The organism is Paenibacillus elgii NBRC 100335 (genome assembly GCF_004000865.1).
GTDB lineage: Bacteria > Bacillota > Bacilli > Paenibacillales > NBRC-103111 > Paenibacillus_G > Paenibacillus_G elgii.
The window spans coordinates 37,997-57,678 of sequence record NZ_BIMB01000047.1 but is presented as its reverse complement, the minus strand read 5'-3'; the positions used below and the strand labels follow the sequence as shown (position 1 = coordinate 57,678).

Here is a 19,682-nt window from a genome sequence, read left to right as displayed (position 1 = left end):
CGCCATTAGCGCAGGTGGCGGGAGTGTTCAACTTAAACCGGGAATATCGTAGTATTGATATAATTTCCAACTGGGGTTACCATGTTAGAAGCGTTTCTTTACGCCCAAGGTTAACTTGACGCTGAAGGAACGGCGAATTGCCGCCCTCGTACACTTTTATGCAGGGAACAGCGATGAAAGATAGATGGGACATGGCTCCAAACGCCTGCTATGGCAGCACGGGCTGAACTTTTGGGAGGGAACGGGTAATGAACGAAGAAGCAAACACAACGGGCTGGGATGCCATTGATCGGGAAATGTCGAGGCTTTACGGGGATCAGGAGCCGAAGCATTACGGAACGATCCTTCCCTATTCGTTGGGGGGCCAAGACCCGCTGGATGGAATCAGTGTGTATAAGGCGGACAAGCCTGCGCCGCATTGGCATTTCGTGACTTATGGATTTACGGAGCTCTACGATAAGGAATCGGACAATGCCGAAGAGAGCGGCTATGGATTCGAATTGACGTTTCGGCTGACGCGCGAGGAAGAAGAGGAAGAGCCTCCGGCTTGGGCGCTGAACCTGTTGCAAAATATGGGAAGATACGTATTTAACAGCGGCAATATTTTTAGATCGGGCGATTACCTGGATGCCAACGGCCCGATATGCCTGGGTGCCGATACGCTGCTGACCGCCTTGGCCTTCGTAGAGGACCCGGAGCTTCCGGCCATCGATACGCCGAACGGGCGGGTGGAATTTTTGCAGATGGTCGGCATCACGCGCGACGAGCTCGAAGCGATGCAAACGTGGAATACGCTTGGCGTGCTCTCCGTTTGTTTGGATCATATGCCTCATTACATCACGGATCTGGCGCGGGCCTCGCATCTGGATATTCCTGTCATATCGGAAGCCGTGCAGAAAGGCATGCGGGAGGAAGGGTCGAATACCGGTTTCTTATATGTCGATCAATTGGCTTGGGAGACTGGGAAGAAGGGCTGGTTTAGCAAGACGCCTTCTACGCTTAAGCTGGGAGCCAAGCAAGCTGGAATCATCGGAAAATTGCTTCAAGGGCGCATTCTGAAGGGGAAAGATCTGACACTGGTCAGCCGGGAAATCCGGGTCGTATTTGAAGCGGGGGAGAAGCCGGGTTGCGAAGCCGGAGAGGATGAGGTCCGACTCACGTTGGATGAGGTGACGGCCGGGGAATTTAGCCGGAAATTGCTGCCGAAAGAAAGCGTAATTGAGCTCTCTGCTTTACCGGGAATTGCCATTCAAATTGTAAAAACACACATTAAGGATAACGATGGGAACGTCGTAGAGGTTATCGGTTAAAGCTGCCTGCTCCTGATGGCTGCATGATCGAAACGGCGAAGTGCAAACCGCCAGCGAGACAAACGTCCTGCCGGCGGTTTCTTTTTTTGCCGATAGCAGACCATTAATCAGGGATTAGGCTAGAATGGCGGACAAGCTCCTACGAGATTTCATGAATGCGAGAGACGTTGACTGAAATTGCTGCGTCAACTCAAAGAAAACATTATGGAGGAAACCAGTGAATAAAAGGCTAATAAAATTATTTGAGAATGCAAACGAACTGTTCTTAAAAAGTGATCTGGACTTACTGCTTTCAAAGGTATCTGAACGGACGCTGTGTGGCGCGTTAATGATACATTTAAGTAACTTATTGCAAAACTCCGAGTTTGCAGACTATAAAGTAGACGTGGAATACAATCGTAACAAAAATGGGAAGATTAAAACCTACTTAAAAACCATTCGTGGACCAAAGGAAATTATAGTAAAGATAAATTGTGATCTCATTGTTCACAGTAGGGGTAATATTATCAATCAAGATAACTTGATTGCAGTAGAAATGAAAAAATCTGATAGAAAACAAGAAGAGAAGGATAATGATAAACATAGATTGATTGCCTTAACGAAAGATAGATATGATGATATATGGTCTTTTGACGGAAAAACTTTGCCAGAGCATGTTTGTAGATATGCATTAGGGATTTATTATGAAATTAATTATAAAAATAGAATAATATATATTGAATACTATGATAAAGGTTATAAAACCGAACATAGGGAGATAGAATTCTAATAAAATTAAGCTTATCTTATTTGAAGAAGACGACAATAGCTTTAGTTAATATCGTATTCCCACTGTGTGGAGACGACCCTTGGTTTGCTGGAAGCATTTTCGGGGAAGAGAGGAGTCGCGGATAACTCCCTTCAGGAGTTTGTAAATGCGAGAGACGTTATAAGCAATCGGCGTTCAAAATGGGGGAGATGTTTGTGAAATCAACGTATACAGCATAATTCAAAGACACGTAGACTCCAGTTTGGCAAATCAATTAATATCAAAGGGATTTACATTAGGAAAATTAAAACAAATTAGTAAACAGAATTTGAATGAACTTGGACTTTCTTTGGAATCGATAGAGTTAATTTTAAGTGAATCCAGACCTCCAATTCCCGAAATTGTTGCCAGAAAGATTTTATTTGAATCTAAATATACATGTTGTATTTGTAGAGACAGTTCAAAATCTATTATTATCCACCATATTGTGCCATGGGAAGAGTCTAGGTCACACGCCGAAGAGAATTTAGTAGTTTTATGTTTAGAACATCATGACAAAGCACATAGTAAACACGAATTGAGCTTAAACTTGACCACAGAACGGATTCGTGACGCAAAACAGAAATGGATTCAAACTATAAAGGAAAAAGATGTTGAGACAATTTTGAATATTCATAATACAGATGGTGCATTTTATGATTATTTCAATATGGGTAGAGTTTACGAATTAGTGGACAACTTAAAAATCAACCCGACAGAATCGAAGTACTATCGGTATGCCCTGCAGCATGGTTTTATTAATGCTGAAGGGCTTGTATTGCCGCTTGAAAATTGGTCAAAAACGAGGATAGAGGAAAAAGATTATTGGTTAGATTTTTTTGAAGGTACATATTTGTATCATTATCTGAAGACGTTATTTTTAATGATCATTAATAAGAAACACTTTATTCGATTAAACCGAATTTGGAATAGGAAGGCTATAACTTCGGTGATTAAGCCAGGGGATTTTATTTTAATTCAAGGTGTTTTCTACTTTAGAAGTAAAACAAATAAGGTAAAAGGTAATCAACAAATAAAACTTGGTTATCGGAAAGCAAAAGGAATAAAAGTGGAATTTGAATTTGATGTCTTTTATTGTAATAGCGATAGCTCAAGAAGTCATTTGTCTGGAAGAAGTGTAAAGACCGTATATTGTTTGGTTAGATCAATAAAGATTGATGGGGAATTTTTGGTTCTGACTTGCTCTGCTCTTGCACTTGGTACGGGATTTAATAGGCCAGACTATTTCTCGACATATTATAGTCATTGTTACGTTGAAGATGATGAATGTGATTATGATGATAACTGTTTTGACGATGAATCTGAAGATGAAATTGTTTGATTATTCAGTGATGCCGCCGATTTCTTATAAAGACCGCATTCACGCATCGGGCCTAACAGGCCTTGGAACGTAGACGTGGTTTCGGGGAAATTGGAGCAGTAGACTACACTGCTGATAGTGTGGATTCTATCTCTAATAATAAAGTTTGGAGTGAGCCTTTTGTGCTGTCGAATCGTTGCCGAAGCCCCAAACGAGGTGAACCGTATCACAAGCAGAAAATAAAACTGAAGGTTGACGCTGCGATGCTAAATATCCAGAAGGGAGCATAATCACTCGATACATACCGTGTTGACAAATAATCGAGGCTGCCTAAAATCTGGAAAAACGATAGTAAAGCTCATGCTCAATAAGCATGAGCTTTTTGTTTATTTTAGGAAAGTAAATTTAGTAGGTTCCTAGTAACAGCATTCCTGTCAAAGAACCTGCGACCTCTTGGTATATGCTGTGTCATTGGTGAAAAAGTAGTGATTTAAAACTATAATCACAGAGAACCCAAGCTTTGTCGGCTTGGATTCTACGTCTGTAACAATAAAGTTTGATATAATATGTTACGAAAAATTACATAAAGGAATTTCCAGGAAGATGTCGAATATTAGGAGCATTGAGTAATTTTTGATGAAGGTGGTTGCGATATTTAATCCGGATTCTCATGCTCTTGTGATGGAGGAAGATATCTATGGATCATGAACTTCAATAATTATTTTATAATGAACTCGGTGTTCAGAGAAAGAAAATTATAGAAAAAGAATACTCGTTTCAACTTAGTGATTATAGTTACGATGTAAATGAGCACGCAATTAAAGTACATCTGAACGTTTTTGATAATTCAACCTTAAAGATTATCTTTTTCTAATAACAGCTTTTCTTATAGATTAAATATTTAGAGTGTTGCGAAGGTGCATCAGATCAAAGTCAAATATCAATTATTTTTGATTAGAAAGATTTTGAAGTAATAAGAACTCTAAAAACGAGTTTGAGTAGCATTATTCAATATCACCAATTATGCCTTGGTTAAACAACGTATTATTTCATCTCTTAATAGGTTATTGTCTTTACTATCGAGGGCTTCTTTTGGACAGTAAAACTAGCTAAGGTGGTTGCGTAACGGTAGAGATGCCGTTTGAATTTTAGATAAAAAATTCATATTCGACTTTCCAATAATGTGCAAATGTTTTAAATATACGCCAATAATTTAATCTACACTTTTCATGGAGGAGTCATGAAAGAGATCATCAATATCATTGACCAATATATTGAAAAGCAAAATACGAACTACGCAATCATGATAGACGGAGAATGGGGGATTGGAAAAACATATTTTGTACTTAATGATTTGAAGAATCACTTAGAAGCTAAATTAGGATACGAAAATAAGCCTTTTAAAATGATCTATATTTCACTTAACGGGTTAAATAAATTGGATTGGATTACAGAACAAGTCATTTTGGCAAGATTATCTCCGACTAAAAGTGCTAATGTCGCTTATGGTCTCGTTAAATCAGCCTTCGAGGTAGCCGGACACATCCCAGTTAAGGGGAAATTGATTCAACAGTCAGCTTTCGTAGCCTCAAAACAATTGCGAGACAATGCAACTAATCTTTTTGACTTTCATAATTGTGTGATCGTATTTGATGACCTAGAGCGAATTGATCCTAGCTTGAAGATAGAGACCGTTCTTGGATATATTAATACTAATTTTATTGAACACAATTATAACAAAGTCATTCTGGTTGCAGATAAAGAGAAAATAAGCGGCAAATTTAATGAAGTTCAAGAAAAATTCATTGATCGAATCGTAAAATTTGAGCATGACTTAGAAAGTACAATTATTGATTATATAAAATCTTTCCTCACAATAAAAAGTAAATATGCAGGAGCATTGAAATATATAGAGCGTGATAAAGATGAAATTCTAAGAATGATCAATATAGCACAATGTAAAAATTTGCGTACAATTCGGTTTGTGTTTGAATTATTTTCAACTGTGTTTGAGACAACTAAACTCACTCGGATGAACGACCAAATGGCACGAGCAATGTTTATGTTCACTTTAACAATATCAAACGAATTTAAAAAAGGTATACTGCCTGTTAGAGACAAAAAATACGATTTAAATGAATTAAGAGAAATCTATTCAATTTTTATAAAGATAAGAAAAGTCAATGATGATAGTGAACTTAATTATTCAGGTGTTTTTTGCAAAAAATATCTTTACAACGTCAATGTAGAGTGGAAATTCTTTAAATCGATACTAGACTTCATTGTTAATGGAACATTTGACCAAGATCTTTTTAATAAAGAAATGGATTATTACACGAAACAAAAAGAAGAATGGGATCAAAGTCTTGACGATTTTTTTAATTACTATAATTTGGAGTTAGACCGATTATCTGCTATATCCAAAAAAGTTCTTAATTATGCTTCTTACGGTAAATATACACCTAGTCAATATCTAGCAATATATAGTAACCTTCAGGAACACATTGCTAAAGAATACATTCAATTACCAATCGATTACAAAGAAAAATTAAAAACTGGACTTGAGTTGTCATTAAAAAATCATCCTGATACTTTCAGTATGGTTAACGAATTTTCAAATCAATATGCCACAAGCACATACGGAAATGATCCTGACTTTGATGAAATATTTGATACAGAAAAGAAGCAAATATATTCAAAAGGTTAAAGAAAATAATATCAATGAGTTCTTTAATGCTCTTAATGATCCCAACAACAATTTCTTTTCTACACCGATTTGGAAAAAAATTGATCAAAACCCCGAATTCTTTCAATCAATTCCTACTGAGAGTTTTGTCGAAAACATTGTGGTACTCAAAAATAAAAATATACGTCTTTTAACATCTATAATAAATCAACGGTTTATGAGGATTTCGAACGCAGGGCAGTACTATTATAATCTTAAACCAATTTTTGATGGATTTGCTAATGGATTAGAAATAAAACTACAAAATATAACTGTCGATAAATTGAAACTTGATATTCTAAAAGAGGTTGTAGAGGCACTTAAAAAATGTAGCGAACATTTGGAGAACTCCAGGGGTGGAAAACCACTGTAACTCCTTCGTTTTATTTACGCCCAGCATGGGCGTCATCTTTAAGTCTGACTTCTATGCTTCTATCTATTGCCAGACACCATTGCAAGATCGTCCTAGAGCGTTTAAGACACCGGAGCGCCAGAAAATCGTCAGTGAAATTCAGAGTTTACAGTCGGGAAGTGATGCTCTAATTAAGCAATTAAAGGGGTAAAGTTTTAGCGTGAACGCAGAAAAAAAATTCTGAGTAACGAGAAGTGTACAGGATGCATGAACTGGGGTAAACTTCGAGACTGGATAGTAAGCAGGAGAAAGGGAGGATCAGGGCACCACTCAAAAGGAAAGACAAAGTGCAGTTCAAACTTAATCCGTAAGGAACTTGTTGAAGAAGGAATTTGTTCGCAAGAACCTTGCTGAAGATCAGGTTGTGAATGGCATTTTGGAATCATCTCGAGAGTGAAGAGTCTCAGGGTTCATTCGCACTTGAAAGAGACTTAGATATACAACGCGGCTGCTTAAGGAAGCGCTGGATAAACAGAGAAACAAGATATGGACTATTACAATGACGAATTAGTTGCTTCGGTTTATATTTGTCTATCGGAAGATGTCGAGTAAGTGCAAGGAAGTGATTTCATACCCTGAGCAAGAAATTGAAAAGTCGCAGTCTAAAATGACCATCAATAAAGAGATCATCACCGAGGCATTATTAAACTTCAATAACTTGTTTGGACAGGCACCAATGAAGAAAAAAGAACGTTACTGCGGGCGCTTATAAAGGAAATCCGCGTAGAAGCAGCTCGCAAGAGCATTAAAAATATCGTCTGCTGGTTCATAGAAGACGATATTTTTAGGGAATCTTTTACCAGTGAGTGACGTGGGGAGAACCGTATCATAAATCATTCCGCTAACGGATACGATCAGTTGCATGATGCTTTTTGAACATTTTTATTTGTAACCCAACCCGGCCCAGGCTGGGTTTTCTGCAATTTAAGCTGCAGTAAACGCGCTGGAAAGTGTATAATAAACTGGTAGAAACAAACACTAAAGCGACGGCTTTATTTTGAACGGTAAAAAGGAGATCCGATGACTGAGAACAAAGCAATCATAGATCCGGGATGGAATTTCGACAACAGCTATGCTCGTCTGCCGGAAACGTTTTTTTCCAGGCTTGAGCCACCCCCTGTCCGCTCGCCGAAGCTGGCCGTTCTGAATGACCGATTAGCGGCATCCCTTGGCTTGAACGCCGAGGCGCTACGAGGCAACGATGGCGTAGCGGTGTTTGCAGGCAATCGTATTCCCGAAGGGGCCGCGCCGCTTGCTCAGGCCTACGCAGGACATCAATTCGGGCATTTCACTATGCTGGGAGACGGTCGGGCCTTGCTGCTTGGCGAACAGATTACCCCCGACAATACGCGGGTAGATATTCAGCTTAAGGGATCGGGCAGAACGCCGTATTCCCGTGGCGGTGACGGTCGGGCGGCGCTTGGACCGATGCTGCGTGAATATATTATCAGCGAAGCGATGCATGCGCTCGGCATTCCGACCACCCGCAGCTTGGCGGTGGTGACGACCGGCGAGGAAATTTTCCGCGAAACCGAGCTGCCCGGTGCGATTCTGACCCGCGTAGCCGCCAGTCATATACGCGTCGGCACCTTTCAATACGCTGCCAATTGGGGCACCGTCGAGGAGCTGCGGACTTTGGCGGATTACACCATCCAAAGGCATTATCCGGAAGCCGGCGCGGCGGAGAACCGCTATCTTGCCATGTTTCAGGAAGTGATCAAGCGGCAGGCCGCGCTGATTGCCAAATGGCAGCTCGTCGGCTTTATTCACGGGGTGATGAATACCGACAACATGGCCTTGAGCGGAGAGACCATCGATTACGGTCCTTGCGCTTTCATGGATGCCTACGATCCGGCAACGGTATTCAGCTCCATCGACGTTCACGGCCGCTACGCCTATGGCAATCAGCCGTCAATTGCCGCGTGGAATCTCGCGAGATTGGCCGAAGCGTTATTGCCGCTGCTCCATGACGACGAAGATGAGGCGGTTCGGCTGGCGGAGGATGCCATTTCCGGTTTTGTCGAACAGTTTGCCGGTCATTGGCTTGCCGGAATGAGGGCGAAGCTGGGCCTCTTTAACGAAGAGCCAGAGGACGAAGCCCTGATGAAGGATCTTCTCGTCATGATGCAAAAGCATCGGGCGGACTATACCAATACGTTCCGGGCCTTAACGTTTGATAAGCACGAGGATTTGGCGTTCAACGGAACGACGGAATTCGCGCAGTGGCATGAGCTGTGGCAGGCGAGACGAGGCAGGCAACAAGAGCCGCAGGCGTCCTCGCAGCAGTTGATGCGCAGCAGCAATCCCGCGATCATCCCCCGAAACCATAGGGTAGAAGAAGCGTTGGACGCTGCGGTGACGGAGGGAGATTACAGCGTCATGGAGCGGTTTGTGCAGGCTCTTTCGAATCCGTACGCACACACTCCCGAGCAGGCGGAATACTGCACGCTGCCCGAGCCATCCAACCGTCCTTACCGCACTTTTTGCGGCACGTGATCGTTTCATCTGGAACAGCTGTTGAATGAAAGGTTCTTGACAATACGTTCCAATTTAGGTATAACTACTTTTAAATATCGTGCCACAAATTGAATAAGCCAAACATAAATGAACGGGACAGTAGTTCAGAACGAACAGTCGCAGCGAGCCGGGGGTGGTGGAAGCCGGTACGTTGGTTTTGGATGAAGCGGACCCGGGATATGATTTGCCGAACCGAACTCGTCAAGCAGGCTTCACGCCTTCGGAACGACGCGCAGTAGGCAGATCCGGTCAAGGACCGTTATACAATTAAGCGGTGAATCGCCATGTTGGCGATTTGCACATAGAGTGGTACCGCGGGAAGCAATAGGCTCTCGTCTCTTTTTTGGAGACGGGAGCCTTTTTGATTTTTGCAAATTTATCCATATGGAGGTCGGGAAAATGATTCATAAGCAGCTTCATCAAGCGCTTGAAGACATTGCAGAGCAGCTTCTTCAGGAAGCAGGGCATTCCGTACCGGAGGAACTGTCGGTCGTGATTGAACATCCCGCAAATGACCGGCACGGGGAGTATAGCACGAATCTGGCCATGAAGCTGGTGCGCGTGCTCAAGCAAAATCCTTTGACGATCGCTAACGAAATCAAGGCGAGGCTCGTTGATCATCCGGGCCTTGCGGGATGGTTCGAACGCATCGAGGTCGCGGCGCCGGGTTTTGTGAATTTGTTTATTCATTGGGAGCGCTGGATCGTTAACTCGCACCCCCAGGATGCCTTTCAGCCGGAAAATGACCGCCAAAAAGTGTTGATCGAGCATACGTCGATTAATCCGAATAAATCGGCGCATATCGGACATTTACGTAATTCGTGCATAGGCGATACTTTGGCAAGAATGCTTAAGCGGATGGGCCATCAGGTTGAGGTTCACAATTACATCGACGATTTGGGCAACCAACTGGCCGATACGGTTGTCGGAGTATTGCGGACGTCGATCCAGCAGCAGCATTCCCGGTTTGGCGATTTTTGCTGGGACGTCTATGCGGAAATCAACCGGAAATACCGCGAGCAGCCCGAGCTGGAGCAGGAGCGGGCGAACGTACTGCATCATTTGGAGTTGGGACATAACAATATCGCCTGGCTCGGTACGCTGGTGGCAGAGCAAATCGTCAGGGAGCACCTGAAGGACATGCGGCAGTTTGGAATCGACTACGATGTATTGGTCTGGGAGAGCAGCATAGTTCGTGAAGGCTTCTGGCAGGAAACGTTTGAGAGGCTGCAAAAAACCGATCTGTTCCGCCAGGAAAGCGAGGGCAAGCTGGCCGGCTGTTGGGTGCTTAAGCAAACGGTGGAGGAGAGCGATCCAGCCGGCCGGCCGGAATTTCACAGTGACAAGGTGCTGGTACGATCCAACGGCATACTGACGTATACGGCCAAAGATATTGCCTATCACATGTGGAAATTCGGCTTGCTCGATAAACAATTCCGCTACCAGCCCTTCGGAGATGGGGTATGGTCTACGCATTCGCAAGGCGTGGAGCAGGACATTGGGCGGGCGGATATGGTCGTCAACGTGATCGATCATCGCCAGGAGTACCCGCAGCAAATGGTGAAGCAGGCATTGCAGGCGTTGGGGTACGATAAGCAAGCTGCTCAACTGCATCACGTGAGCTATGGGGTGGTGTCGCTGAGCCGGGCGACGGCCGAAAGTCTTGGCGTCGACACGTCCGACGGCAGGTCATCGTATCCGATGTCCGGGAGACAGGGGATCGGCATCAAAGTGGCGGATCTTGTCGCGCATATGGAAGCTGTCATCGAAGCAAAGCGCTCGCAGCACGAAGGCTTGGACAGCCGTTCGATTGCAGCGGCAGCGATCAGATACTATTTGCTTAGATTCCATCTGCAGACGGAAGTGGTGTTTGATTTAGATCAGGCAACGGAGATTTCCGGCAATACCGGCGTGTATTTAATGTACTCTTATGCCAGAGCATGCAGCATTTTGGACAAAGGCGGTACCCTGACGGACACAGCGATGAGCGACATCTCTACGATATCGGCATTTTCGGCCGCGGAGGGGCTTGCGCCGCAGGAATATGCGGTTCTCAAGCAGCTCGCTTACTGGCCGGAGACCTTGGAGGAAGTCGTTGCTGACTTGGCACCAAATGTGCTTTGTACGTACTTGTATGAGCTGGCGTCGCTTTTCAACCATTTCTATGCGACGTGCGAGATTCTGAAGGCGGACGAAGGGGTGAAGCAGTTCCGTCTATGGCTGGCCGGACGGTATCGCGACACGATGCACGACGGGCTGTCCATCCTCGGCTTGCCGACCCCGAACCGGATGTAGACGACAGGTCATTTACAAGACAAGTGAACAATATCATAGAGCGGACGGGGGAGACAATTATATGATGGTTATGCAATAAGGTGCGAGAGGAGCGACTGTCCCGTGAAGAAGCGAAGTATCGTGATTCCTCATGAACACGGCGGTTGGGCGATGGTCAGTGTTCCTTTTCTGCTCGGCCTGTTCGCCGGGAAGCCGCAGTGGATGCATCTGCCGTTATTAATGGGATGGCTGTTTCTCTATCTATCGTCTTATCCTTTTCTTCAGTCCATGAAAAATAAAGCTAATCGGCGGCATTGGATCACATGGGGGACGATTTACGGTTTACTGGCGGCTTGTTGTTTGGTGCCGTCGCTTGTCAGCCATCCGGCATTGCTTGTTTTCGGCCCGCTTCTTCTTGCGCTGCTTTCGGTGAACATATGGCATACGAGACACAAATCGGAAAGGGCGCTGCTTAACGATCTTTGCGCCATCCTCATGTTCAGCCTTAGTGGAGCCGCCGCTTATCTGGTGGGCGGTGGAGGCTGGAACCGGATGATGGCGTCGGTCGTTCTGTTCAGCTTTTTGTATTTTACAAGCAGCGTCTTTTTTGTGAAGGCCATCTTTCGCGAAAGAGAGAACAAGCGCTGGATCGCTTATACGCGAGCGTATCACATTTTGCTGCCACTCGTCTTGTGGGCGGCGGGCCATCCGTGGATGATCCTGGCTTATGTGTTTTCCGCTGCTCGGGCTTTCGCTTTCGCAGGCAAGCCGATGCGGCCCTCGAAGGCGGGAATGATTGAAATTGTAGGTGCGGTACTGTTTGTAATACTTTCCGCTGTGCTCATTCAACGATGAAGGGTGATAAGGATTGGCACAAGTGACAAACCGTTGGATACCTTCCCGCTATTCCACCATCGTACGATGGGACGGAAAAGGAGGGATGATTTACAACTCTTATTCCGGCGCCATGGCCGCCTTTGAACCGGACGAAGAGGCAGAAATCCTGAGAGTACTGGGGAAGGGCGCATGCCATGAGGAATTGTCCGGAATGGCCTCCGATCTGCGCGATGCCGGATTTTTGGTGCCGGACGTGACGGACGAGCTTGCGCAGGCGCAAAAGCTGCACGCTGCTCTGAACGAAGCGAAATCGATGCATCTTGTGATCATGCCTACGGAAGCGTGCAACTTTCGCTGTACGTATTGCTACCAGAGCTTTCCCCGTGGCGCCATGACGCGCGAGACGATCGACGGTTTAAAAGCGTACGTCCGGCAAGCTGCCGAAAGCATCGAGCATCTTGCCGTCAGCTGGTTCGGCGGCGAACCGATGCTTGTTCCCGATACGATCGTTGAATTGTCGGATTCTTTCCTGGAAAGCTGCTTGAAAAACGGAATCACCTACTCCGTAGACATGTCCACAAACGGATACTTTTTGACGAAAGAGCGGTTTATGGAGTTGCTTGACCGGAACGTGCGCCGATTCATGGTGACGCTGGATGGTACGGAAACGGTACACGACAGGAGAAGGTGCCTTCGCGGAGGCGGCGGAACTTTCGAAACAATCATCGGCAATTTGAAGGCGCTACGTAATGTCGATGCTTCGTTTGCTGTCGATATTCGAATCAATTTTGACGAGGATAACGCGGATGAAGTGCCGGATTTGCTGACGAAGCTTTTCGCTTGGTTCGCGGGAGACAAGCGGTTTCAGCTGCTGATCCGGCCGGTCGGCCGGTGGGGCGGACGAAACGACGACCGGATTCCCGTGTGTGACCGGACCGCATCGGATGCGCATCTGTGGGAATTGACGGGCCTTGGAGTGGAACGCGGACTGCCGCTCAGCGAGACGATTATCGATTCGCTTATGCCGTCCGGAGCCGTCTGTTATGCCGCCAAGCCCAATGCGTTCGTGATTGGAGCGGACGGACGGCTGTACAAATGCTCGGTTGCGCTGGACGACCCGGTGAATCATGTCGGGCAGCTTCACGCAGACGGAAGCATGGTTCTGGATATGGACAAAATGGCGAGATGGACGGGCTCCGGCGAAGAACGAGACCCGGTTTGCCGCACATGTTATTTCCGCCCCGCCTGTCAGGGCAACCATTGCCCGTTGTACCGGATGCGAACGGGGAAGCGCCCTTGCCCGCATGAGAAAAGAAAAATCAAGCACGTGCTGGAATTGATCGGGAAGAGCAAAGATCAAGTCAAAGGAGGTGGAGAAGAACATGAAGTGGATTCGTCCGGCCATAACAACCGCGCAAGCGGTGAATACAGGTAAAATATTGAAGTCGGTGCCTGGAAATCTCGCTTAAGCAGGTTCAACGACAGTTCTGAAAAAGTCCAAGTTTTGTTGCTTACCGGCAACGAACCTTGGACTTTTCATTTTGGGGCTATAATTTTTGGGCTATAGGAGAGCAGAAAAAAACGTGATTGTAAACACAGTAGGCTTATGCTCGTTGCATTACAATTTAGACAAGAACATGATCATAAGGATCAACGGTCATGTCAAAAGGAGGTCAAGCTAATGAACACTTCTTTTAACGGTTCCGAAACGATCGGACAAATCGTGACCGCGTTTCCCGGGTCCAGCAACTTATTTCAGGAGCACGGCATCGACTTTTGCTGCGGCGGGGGGCGTCCCCTGACAACAGCGCTAAGACAGAAAAACATCGAGGAAGAAGCTTTCCTCGAGAAACTAAACCGGTTCTACACGGAAGCGAACCAAAAACCCGATCCCAACACAGACTGGAGCAAGCTATCGTCGAGTCGGTTGATCGATCATATCGTCACCACCCACCACGCATATTTGGAACGGGAGCTCCCTGTATTAAGCGAATTCGTCACCAAAATTTTGCGGGTACACGGTCCGGAACGCCGTGAGCTTGCCAAGCTTCATTTGCTTTTCCATCAGATGAAAATGGAGCTTGAACAGCATTTGATCGCCGAGGAGGCCACTGTCTTTCCGTTAATCAGAGAATTGGAGCACAATCCGTCCCCATCCCTTGCGGAGAAAACGGCGAATGCGATTAGGGAGCTCGAGGCGGATCACAGCGGCGTCGGCAATCTCCTGCATGAGATGAGAGCCGTCACGAGCGATTACGAGCTGCCGGCCGGCGCATGCCGGACTTACACGCTAGCTTTCCACAAGCTGCACGAGCTGGAATCGGATTTGTTCCAGCATATCCACTTGGAAAACAACATTCTTTTCCAGCGTGTGATCAATTCGGCCAACGAGTCCTAACAAGCGGATTTCCAAGAAGAGGTCGTCTATGCAAGGCGACCTCTTTATGTGACTTGTATCACCGAAATATACTATATATAGTGATAAAATGATAATGAAAACACCATATATAGATAGTTTCAGAGAGGAGGTTAACGGGAAAGTGCTACGATTTTATCCAATCATGATTCGGACTTTTGACGATCTGCCGGGGAACACCTCTTTAGTGATCCATTCTCTTGCCGGCTGTAATTTGCACTGCTTCGGATGTCATAACTATGATGAATTGGTTACACCCGAGCATGAGCATTATTTGTTGGCGGGTGATATTTTGCAACAAATCAAGATGAACGGCTATTTATTCGATGCCCTCATCTTCAGCGGTGGGGAATTTTTAATGGGAAATATTACAGAAATCACCTTGTTTCTTACGGATCTGAAGAAAGGGTTCCCGGGCAAAATCATCATTAACACGAACGGCACGTTTCCTGAGAAAATACGCCATTTGCTGGAGAGAGAGCTGGCTGACGGGATTCATATCGATATGAAATTGCCGTACCATGCTTTCGATAAGAACGTCGATATGGCCGCTTATCAAGCCGTTCTCGGCGTCGTTCCTACCTCTGCGCTGGTTCAAAACATGATGTCGGCGATCCAATTGGTCATTCGGCACAATAGTCCTTTCAGTCAGGTGCGTACCGTAAAATATCCTGTTTTAAGCGAGGAGTATTTTGAACAAATTCGCAGCTATGTCGATGAGCTGAAGGAGCGTTACAACAGCGAGGTCACGTATAAATTAAACGAATTTTATTATTCGGCTTGAACGGGAATGGAATCAAAACGATCGTAGTCAGGGAGGAACGGATGCATGTTTAATCATTTTAACGAAATCATCGAAAAATTCACCTCGGAGGTCGAAGACAAAAAATCGGACTACTTAAAACGGGAGAATAGCAATTTTGTGTACTCTCTGCCCCTGCTGCGCCACAATCTTACAAACTTTGCCGAAGAGGAATTTTTGCTGTCGCACATATTGCCGTCCAAACTGACGGAGCTCTATAAAGAAGGCGTTGTATACATACACGATAAGCAATTAAGCCCGTACTGCATGAGCGTCGGATGCAAAGATATCGCGATGATGGGAATCCCCAATTTGGCCAAAAATATGCTGTCCTCCAAACCGACGAAAAAGCTGGATGTTTTGTTAAGACACGTCAGCAACGTCATCGTTCTAATGTCGCAGCAGGTGTCCGGCGCGGTGATGTTGTCCCAATTGACCACCATAGCTGCATCCTACCTGTATTTTGAACAATTGGATAACGGTAAAGCGTATTCGGATCACGAACTGAAGCAGTTGTTTCAAGGCTTGATATGGGAAATGAACATGCCGCTGCGCGGAGGCTCGCAATCCGCATTTTCGAACATCACGATGGAATTCGGCAAACCATCCGAGGAAATCAAAAACGAATACGTCATGATCGGAGGCGTTACCAAAAATATCAAATATCAAGATATTCCGCCTATCTATTTTGACCGGATCAACAAGGCGATTATTGATGTGATGAAAGAGGGGACGGGAACAGGGATTCCGTTTACGTTTCCTTTAATTACCGTTCAAATTGACGATCATTTTAATTTTCAGGACGAGTTGTTTCTGTACTTGCTGGAGCAAATGTATTATTGGGGCGGCGTTTACTTTGAAAACTTCCGGACGAAACCGTTTGAAAATGAATATTACAAAAAACGCAACCCTTTGTTGAAACCGCGCGATCCGGAAGCGAGCCGAAGCTTATGCTGCAGGCTGCAGATCGATTTGTCCGTGCTTTCAAGAGCCGGAAGCGGCATTTTTGGCAGCTCTACCGGATCGACCGGCGCCGTGCAAGTGTTGAATCTTAACTTGAATCGAATGCTGATGGAATTCGGACATAACGAATCTCTACTCTTGGATAAAATCAGAGAAGTTCTCGAACTCATGCAGCAAGGCCATCAGGCCAAAAGGGCATGGATCGAAAGAAATAAAGAGCTGTACCCGACGTTTTTCGCCTTCAACAACGATCTGAAAAACTATTTTAACGTATTTGCCGTGACCGGTATGCACGAGGGATTGCATAATATGGGATTTGAAGGCGGATTGTTGAATGAGGACGGCAAGAGGCTGGCTCATCGTCTCATGCAAGCGATGACTGACATCATCAATGAGTTCATCGTGCGGGATAAAGTGGCCTGCGGGATTGAATATGCTCCCGGGGAGAACGCAGCGATCAAGCTCGCCCGGCATGATTTGAAATGGGGGAAACAGCATGGACGGCATGTCTATGTTCAGGGAAGTGACGATAACGTATACCTGACGTCCGGGTGCATGCTTCCGTTCAGTGAGGAAGACTTCCTCAAGCAAATCGAAAACAGTGCGGAATTTCAGGGGTACGCCACATCGGGAAGCATTCTCCATCATTTTGTGGAAAGCAAGCTTGCACCGGGCCAACTTGCGCAATATCTCAGCAACATATTCGAAAAGCCGATTAACTACATCACGCTTACACCTACCCTTACAAGCTGCTTAAGCTGCAATCGGCAATTGGTGGCGCAGGATGGAAAGCATATCGGGAATTGTCCGGTTTGCGGCAGTGACGATATCGCCACCTTCAGTCGTGTGATCGGTTATGTAAAGATGATCTCCAGAAAAAGCATCAAGGTGGATAAGGAAGGCTGTTATCACGGGGAGTTCAACTTCTGGAGCAAAGCGAGAAGGTTTGACTGGAATACGAGAAAGCGAGTTAAGGTTGAAGAGCTGTAACCGATGAACTGCGCACGTGGCAGCTTTCCTGGAAGAAAACAATCATCTGGGCGCAGGATAACATACCGCCACGTTTCGAATATTTTGTGAAAATTATGTGAAAATGAATCATTTTTCACTACATAAGTACGGATTATGATGATTTGAATCACAGAGATGAAATGATAAGAAGTGATATTTTCAGGATGTTCCCATTGAAAAGAACATTCCGTAAAGGAGGCATCGTTACACTTGGAAGGGGAGGCGGTGCGCCGGTTGCTGACTTGCGCCGCAGCCACGTCTTGTGCCTCAGGCATAAGCCCGAAATGAACTTTATGAAATTGGAACGATGACGATTGATTATGAAGTGGAGGGGAAAAGGATGGATGTTCGAAAGCTACAATTGCCGTTGCAGACGGTAAGTCTTATTCTCGGTTTTGCGGTTTGGGTGATTCTGTCTTCGCTCATGCCTTTCATCAAGTCGGACATCCCGATGACTCCGGGCCAATTGTCCTGGGTAACGGCCGTGCCCGTGATTTTGGGTTCGGTCCTGCGGATTCCGATCGGTTTTTGGACGAATAAATACGGCGCGAGAAAGCTGTTCGCCATCAGTTTTGTTCTGCTGCTGTTTCCTGTTTATTATGTAAGCCAAGCAACGACGTTCGTCGATCTGCTGATCGGTGGTTTCTTCCTCGGCATCGGCGGCGCCGTATTTTCGGTCGGCGTTACCTCGCTGCCGAAATATTATCCGAAGGAAAAGCACGGTTCCGTGAACGGGCTTTACGGCATCGGCAACCTCGGGACGGCGGTGTCGGCATTCGGTGCTCCCGTTATCGCAGGCTCGATCGGATGGTCGGCCACCGTCCAACTGTATTTGATTTTGCTTGCCGTGTTTGTCCTTCTTCATGTTTTTCTCGGCGATCGCAAGGAGCCGAAGGTCGTGACCCCGGTGCGGGAGCAGATGAAGGAAATATACCGCAATCCGCGGTTATGGGCGATCAGCCTGTTTTATTTTATCACCTTCGGCTGCTTCGTCGCATTCACCATCTATTTACCGAATTTTCTCGTCAGCCACTTTCAATTGGCCAAGGCGGACGCGGGCTTCCGAACGGCTATGTTTATCGCGATCGCGACGGCGGCACGGCCGATCGGCGGATGGCTGGGCGACAAGTTCAATTCTTTCGTCATTCTGATGTTCGTATTCGGTGGGCTGACCTTATCCGGCATCTTGCTGTCCTTCTCGCCGGACATTCAGCTTTATACCGTCGGTTGTCTGCTGATCGCGGTTTGCGCAGGGACGGGAAACGGCACGATTTTCAAGCTGGTGCCCCTTTATTTCCTGAAGCAGGCCGGGCTTGTGAACGGAATCGTTTCCGCCATGGGCGGCCTTGGGGGATTTTTCCCGCCTCTGATTCTCGCTTCGTTATTAAGCTTGACGGGCCACTATGCAATCGGATTCATGGCCTTGTCCGAGTTTGCTTTGGTCAGCCTTGTTCTTGTGTTCTGGATGTATTATCAAGACCGGCTTCGTTTGGCAACGGAAATTATTGAAAATACGGCGGAAGCCATTATTATCACAGATTTGAAGGGCACGATCCGGCAAGTGAATCCGGCGTTCACCAAAGTGACCGGCTATACGCAGGAGGAAATCATTGGGGAAAATCCGCGCATATTAAAATCGGGCAAACAGCCGTCGGATTTTTATGCCGCAATGTGGAAAACGATCAAAGAGAAGGGCTTCTGGCAGGGAGAAATATGGAACCGGAGGAAAAACGGCGACGAGTACCTTCAATGGTTGACGATCAGCGCGATCAAAAACGACGCCGGCGAAATAAAACATTACGCGGGGATGTTCAGCGACATTTCAGAGCTAAGAAATAAATAAACAAAGAAGCTGAGAAAGCTTCGGACCTATGCAAATCTGCGGTCTTTCTCAGCTTTCTTCTCATTCCCTACTTATACAGAATATCGTCTTTTAACTCGGCCACGTGTGACAAGGCTTGTTCGATTTCCGGCTCGCTGACGCCGAAATGCGCAAGTGAATCATGCAGGTGCTTAACGATGGCATTAAAGTGAGCCGGCTGCAGGTTCATGCCTTCATGAGCTTTGGCCATGGATTTTCCCGAGTATTGGTTAGGCCCCCCTAACGCAAAACTGATAAATTTGGTCTGGTGGCGCCGTTGTTTCTCCATATCAGTGTTCTTAAAAAACTCGTTCACCGTATCATCCGCCAATACAAGCTTATAAAAATAATCGACGACTTTGGAAATGGCCTGTTCTCCGCCAACTTTTTCGTAAAGGCTATTTGTTGTTTCCATAAGAAACCTCCTGAGTCACAATATGTCAACG

General features: G+C 45.9%; 14 protein-coding genes and 1 other annotated feature. Of the genes, 13 read left to right on the top strand and 1 reads right to left on the bottom strand.

All coding sequences use genetic code 11. The annotated features are described in order from the left end of the window. Positions 1–248: 248 nt before the first annotated feature. From PEL01S_RS26555 to PEL01S_RS26495, 13 genes are all read left to right on the top strand, one after another. The gene (locus PEL01S_RS26555) at positions 249–1,310 is read left to right on the top strand and encodes a suppressor of fused domain protein (RefSeq protein WP_127462394.1); all 1,062 of its coding nucleotides are present in this window, start codon (positions 249–251) and stop codon (positions 1,308–1,310) included. A 217-nt stretch (positions 1,311–1,527) separates the two neighbouring features. Continuing rightward, entirely contained in the window at positions 1,528–2,079 is a 552-nt protein-coding gene (locus tag PEL01S_RS26550; protein ID WP_255320168.1) for a hypothetical protein, read from the top strand. A gap of 241 nt (positions 2,080–2,320) precedes the next feature. Next, positions 2,321–3,439, top strand: a complete 1,119-nt coding sequence (locus PEL01S_RS26545; RefSeq protein ID WP_163767575.1) for an HNH endonuclease signature motif containing protein — start codon at positions 2,321–2,323, stop codon at positions 3,437–3,439. Positions 3,440–4,658: 1,219 nt separating this feature from the next. Then, positions 4,659–6,125 (top strand): P-loop NTPase fold protein, encoded by a 1,467-nt coding sequence (locus PEL01S_RS26540; protein WP_127462392.1) that lies wholly within the window; start codon positions 4,659–4,661, stop codon positions 6,123–6,125. Continuing rightward, positions 6,079–6,516, top strand: a complete 438-nt coding sequence (locus PEL01S_RS26535; protein ID WP_127462391.1) for a hypothetical protein — start codon at positions 6,079–6,081, stop codon at positions 6,514–6,516. Before PEL01S_RS26540 ends, PEL01S_RS26535 begins: the two co-directional genes overlap by 47 nt. A gap of 1,059 nt (positions 6,517–7,575) precedes the next feature. Continuing rightward, positions 7,576–9,051: a protein adenylyltransferase SelO gene (locus PEL01S_RS26530; protein WP_127462390.1), complete on the top strand. Its 1,476-nt coding sequence runs from the start codon at positions 7,576–7,578 to the stop codon at positions 9,049–9,051. Positions 9,052–9,150: 99 nt separating this feature from the next. After that, positions 9,151–9,415 (top strand) — a binding site (T-box leader). Between the two features lie 56 nt (positions 9,416–9,471). Continuing rightward, positions 9,472–11,367, top strand: a complete 1,896-nt coding sequence (locus PEL01S_RS26525; RefSeq protein ID WP_127462389.1) for an arginine--tRNA ligase — start codon at positions 9,472–9,474, stop codon at positions 11,365–11,367. Positions 11,368–11,469: 102 nt separating this feature from the next. Then, positions 11,470–12,201 (top strand): YwiC-like family protein, encoded by a 732-nt coding sequence (locus PEL01S_RS26520; protein ID WP_127462388.1) that lies wholly within the window; start codon positions 11,470–11,472, stop codon positions 12,199–12,201. A gap of 85 nt (positions 12,202–12,286) precedes the next feature. After that, complete coding sequence (locus PEL01S_RS26515) at positions 12,287–13,618, top strand: radical SAM/SPASM domain-containing protein (protein ID WP_127462395.1); 1,332 nt, start codon at positions 12,287–12,289, stop codon at positions 13,616–13,618. A gap of 246 nt (positions 13,619–13,864) precedes the next feature. Continuing rightward, positions 13,865–14,581: an iron-sulfur cluster repair di-iron protein gene (gene ric, locus PEL01S_RS26510; RefSeq protein ID WP_127462387.1), complete on the top strand. Its 717-nt coding sequence runs from the start codon at positions 13,865–13,867 to the stop codon at positions 14,579–14,581. Positions 14,582–14,723: 142 nt separating this feature from the next. Next, complete coding sequence (locus PEL01S_RS26505; protein WP_127462386.1) at positions 14,724–15,383, top strand: radical SAM protein; 660 nt, start codon at positions 14,724–14,726, stop codon at positions 15,381–15,383. A gap of 45 nt (positions 15,384–15,428) precedes the next feature. Beyond that, the gene (gene nrdD / locus PEL01S_RS26500) at positions 15,429–17,354 is read left to right on the top strand and encodes an anaerobic ribonucleoside-triphosphate reductase (RefSeq protein ID WP_127462385.1); all 1,926 of its coding nucleotides are present in this window, start codon (positions 15,429–15,431) and stop codon (positions 17,352–17,354) included. A gap of 361 nt (positions 17,355–17,715) precedes the next feature. Continuing rightward, positions 17,716–19,218, top strand: a complete 1,503-nt coding sequence (locus PEL01S_RS26495; protein ID WP_063177971.1) for a nitrate/nitrite transporter — start codon at positions 17,716–17,718, stop codon at positions 19,216–19,218. Between the two features lie 67 nt (positions 19,219–19,285). Here PEL01S_RS26495 and PEL01S_RS26490 read toward each other — a convergent pair whose 3' ends face one another. Then, positions 19,286–19,651, bottom strand: coding sequence for a group I truncated hemoglobin (locus PEL01S_RS26490; RefSeq protein WP_063177970.1), 366 nt, complete (start codon positions 19,649–19,651; stop codon positions 19,286–19,288). Between the last annotated feature and the right edge of the window lie 31 nt (positions 19,652–19,682).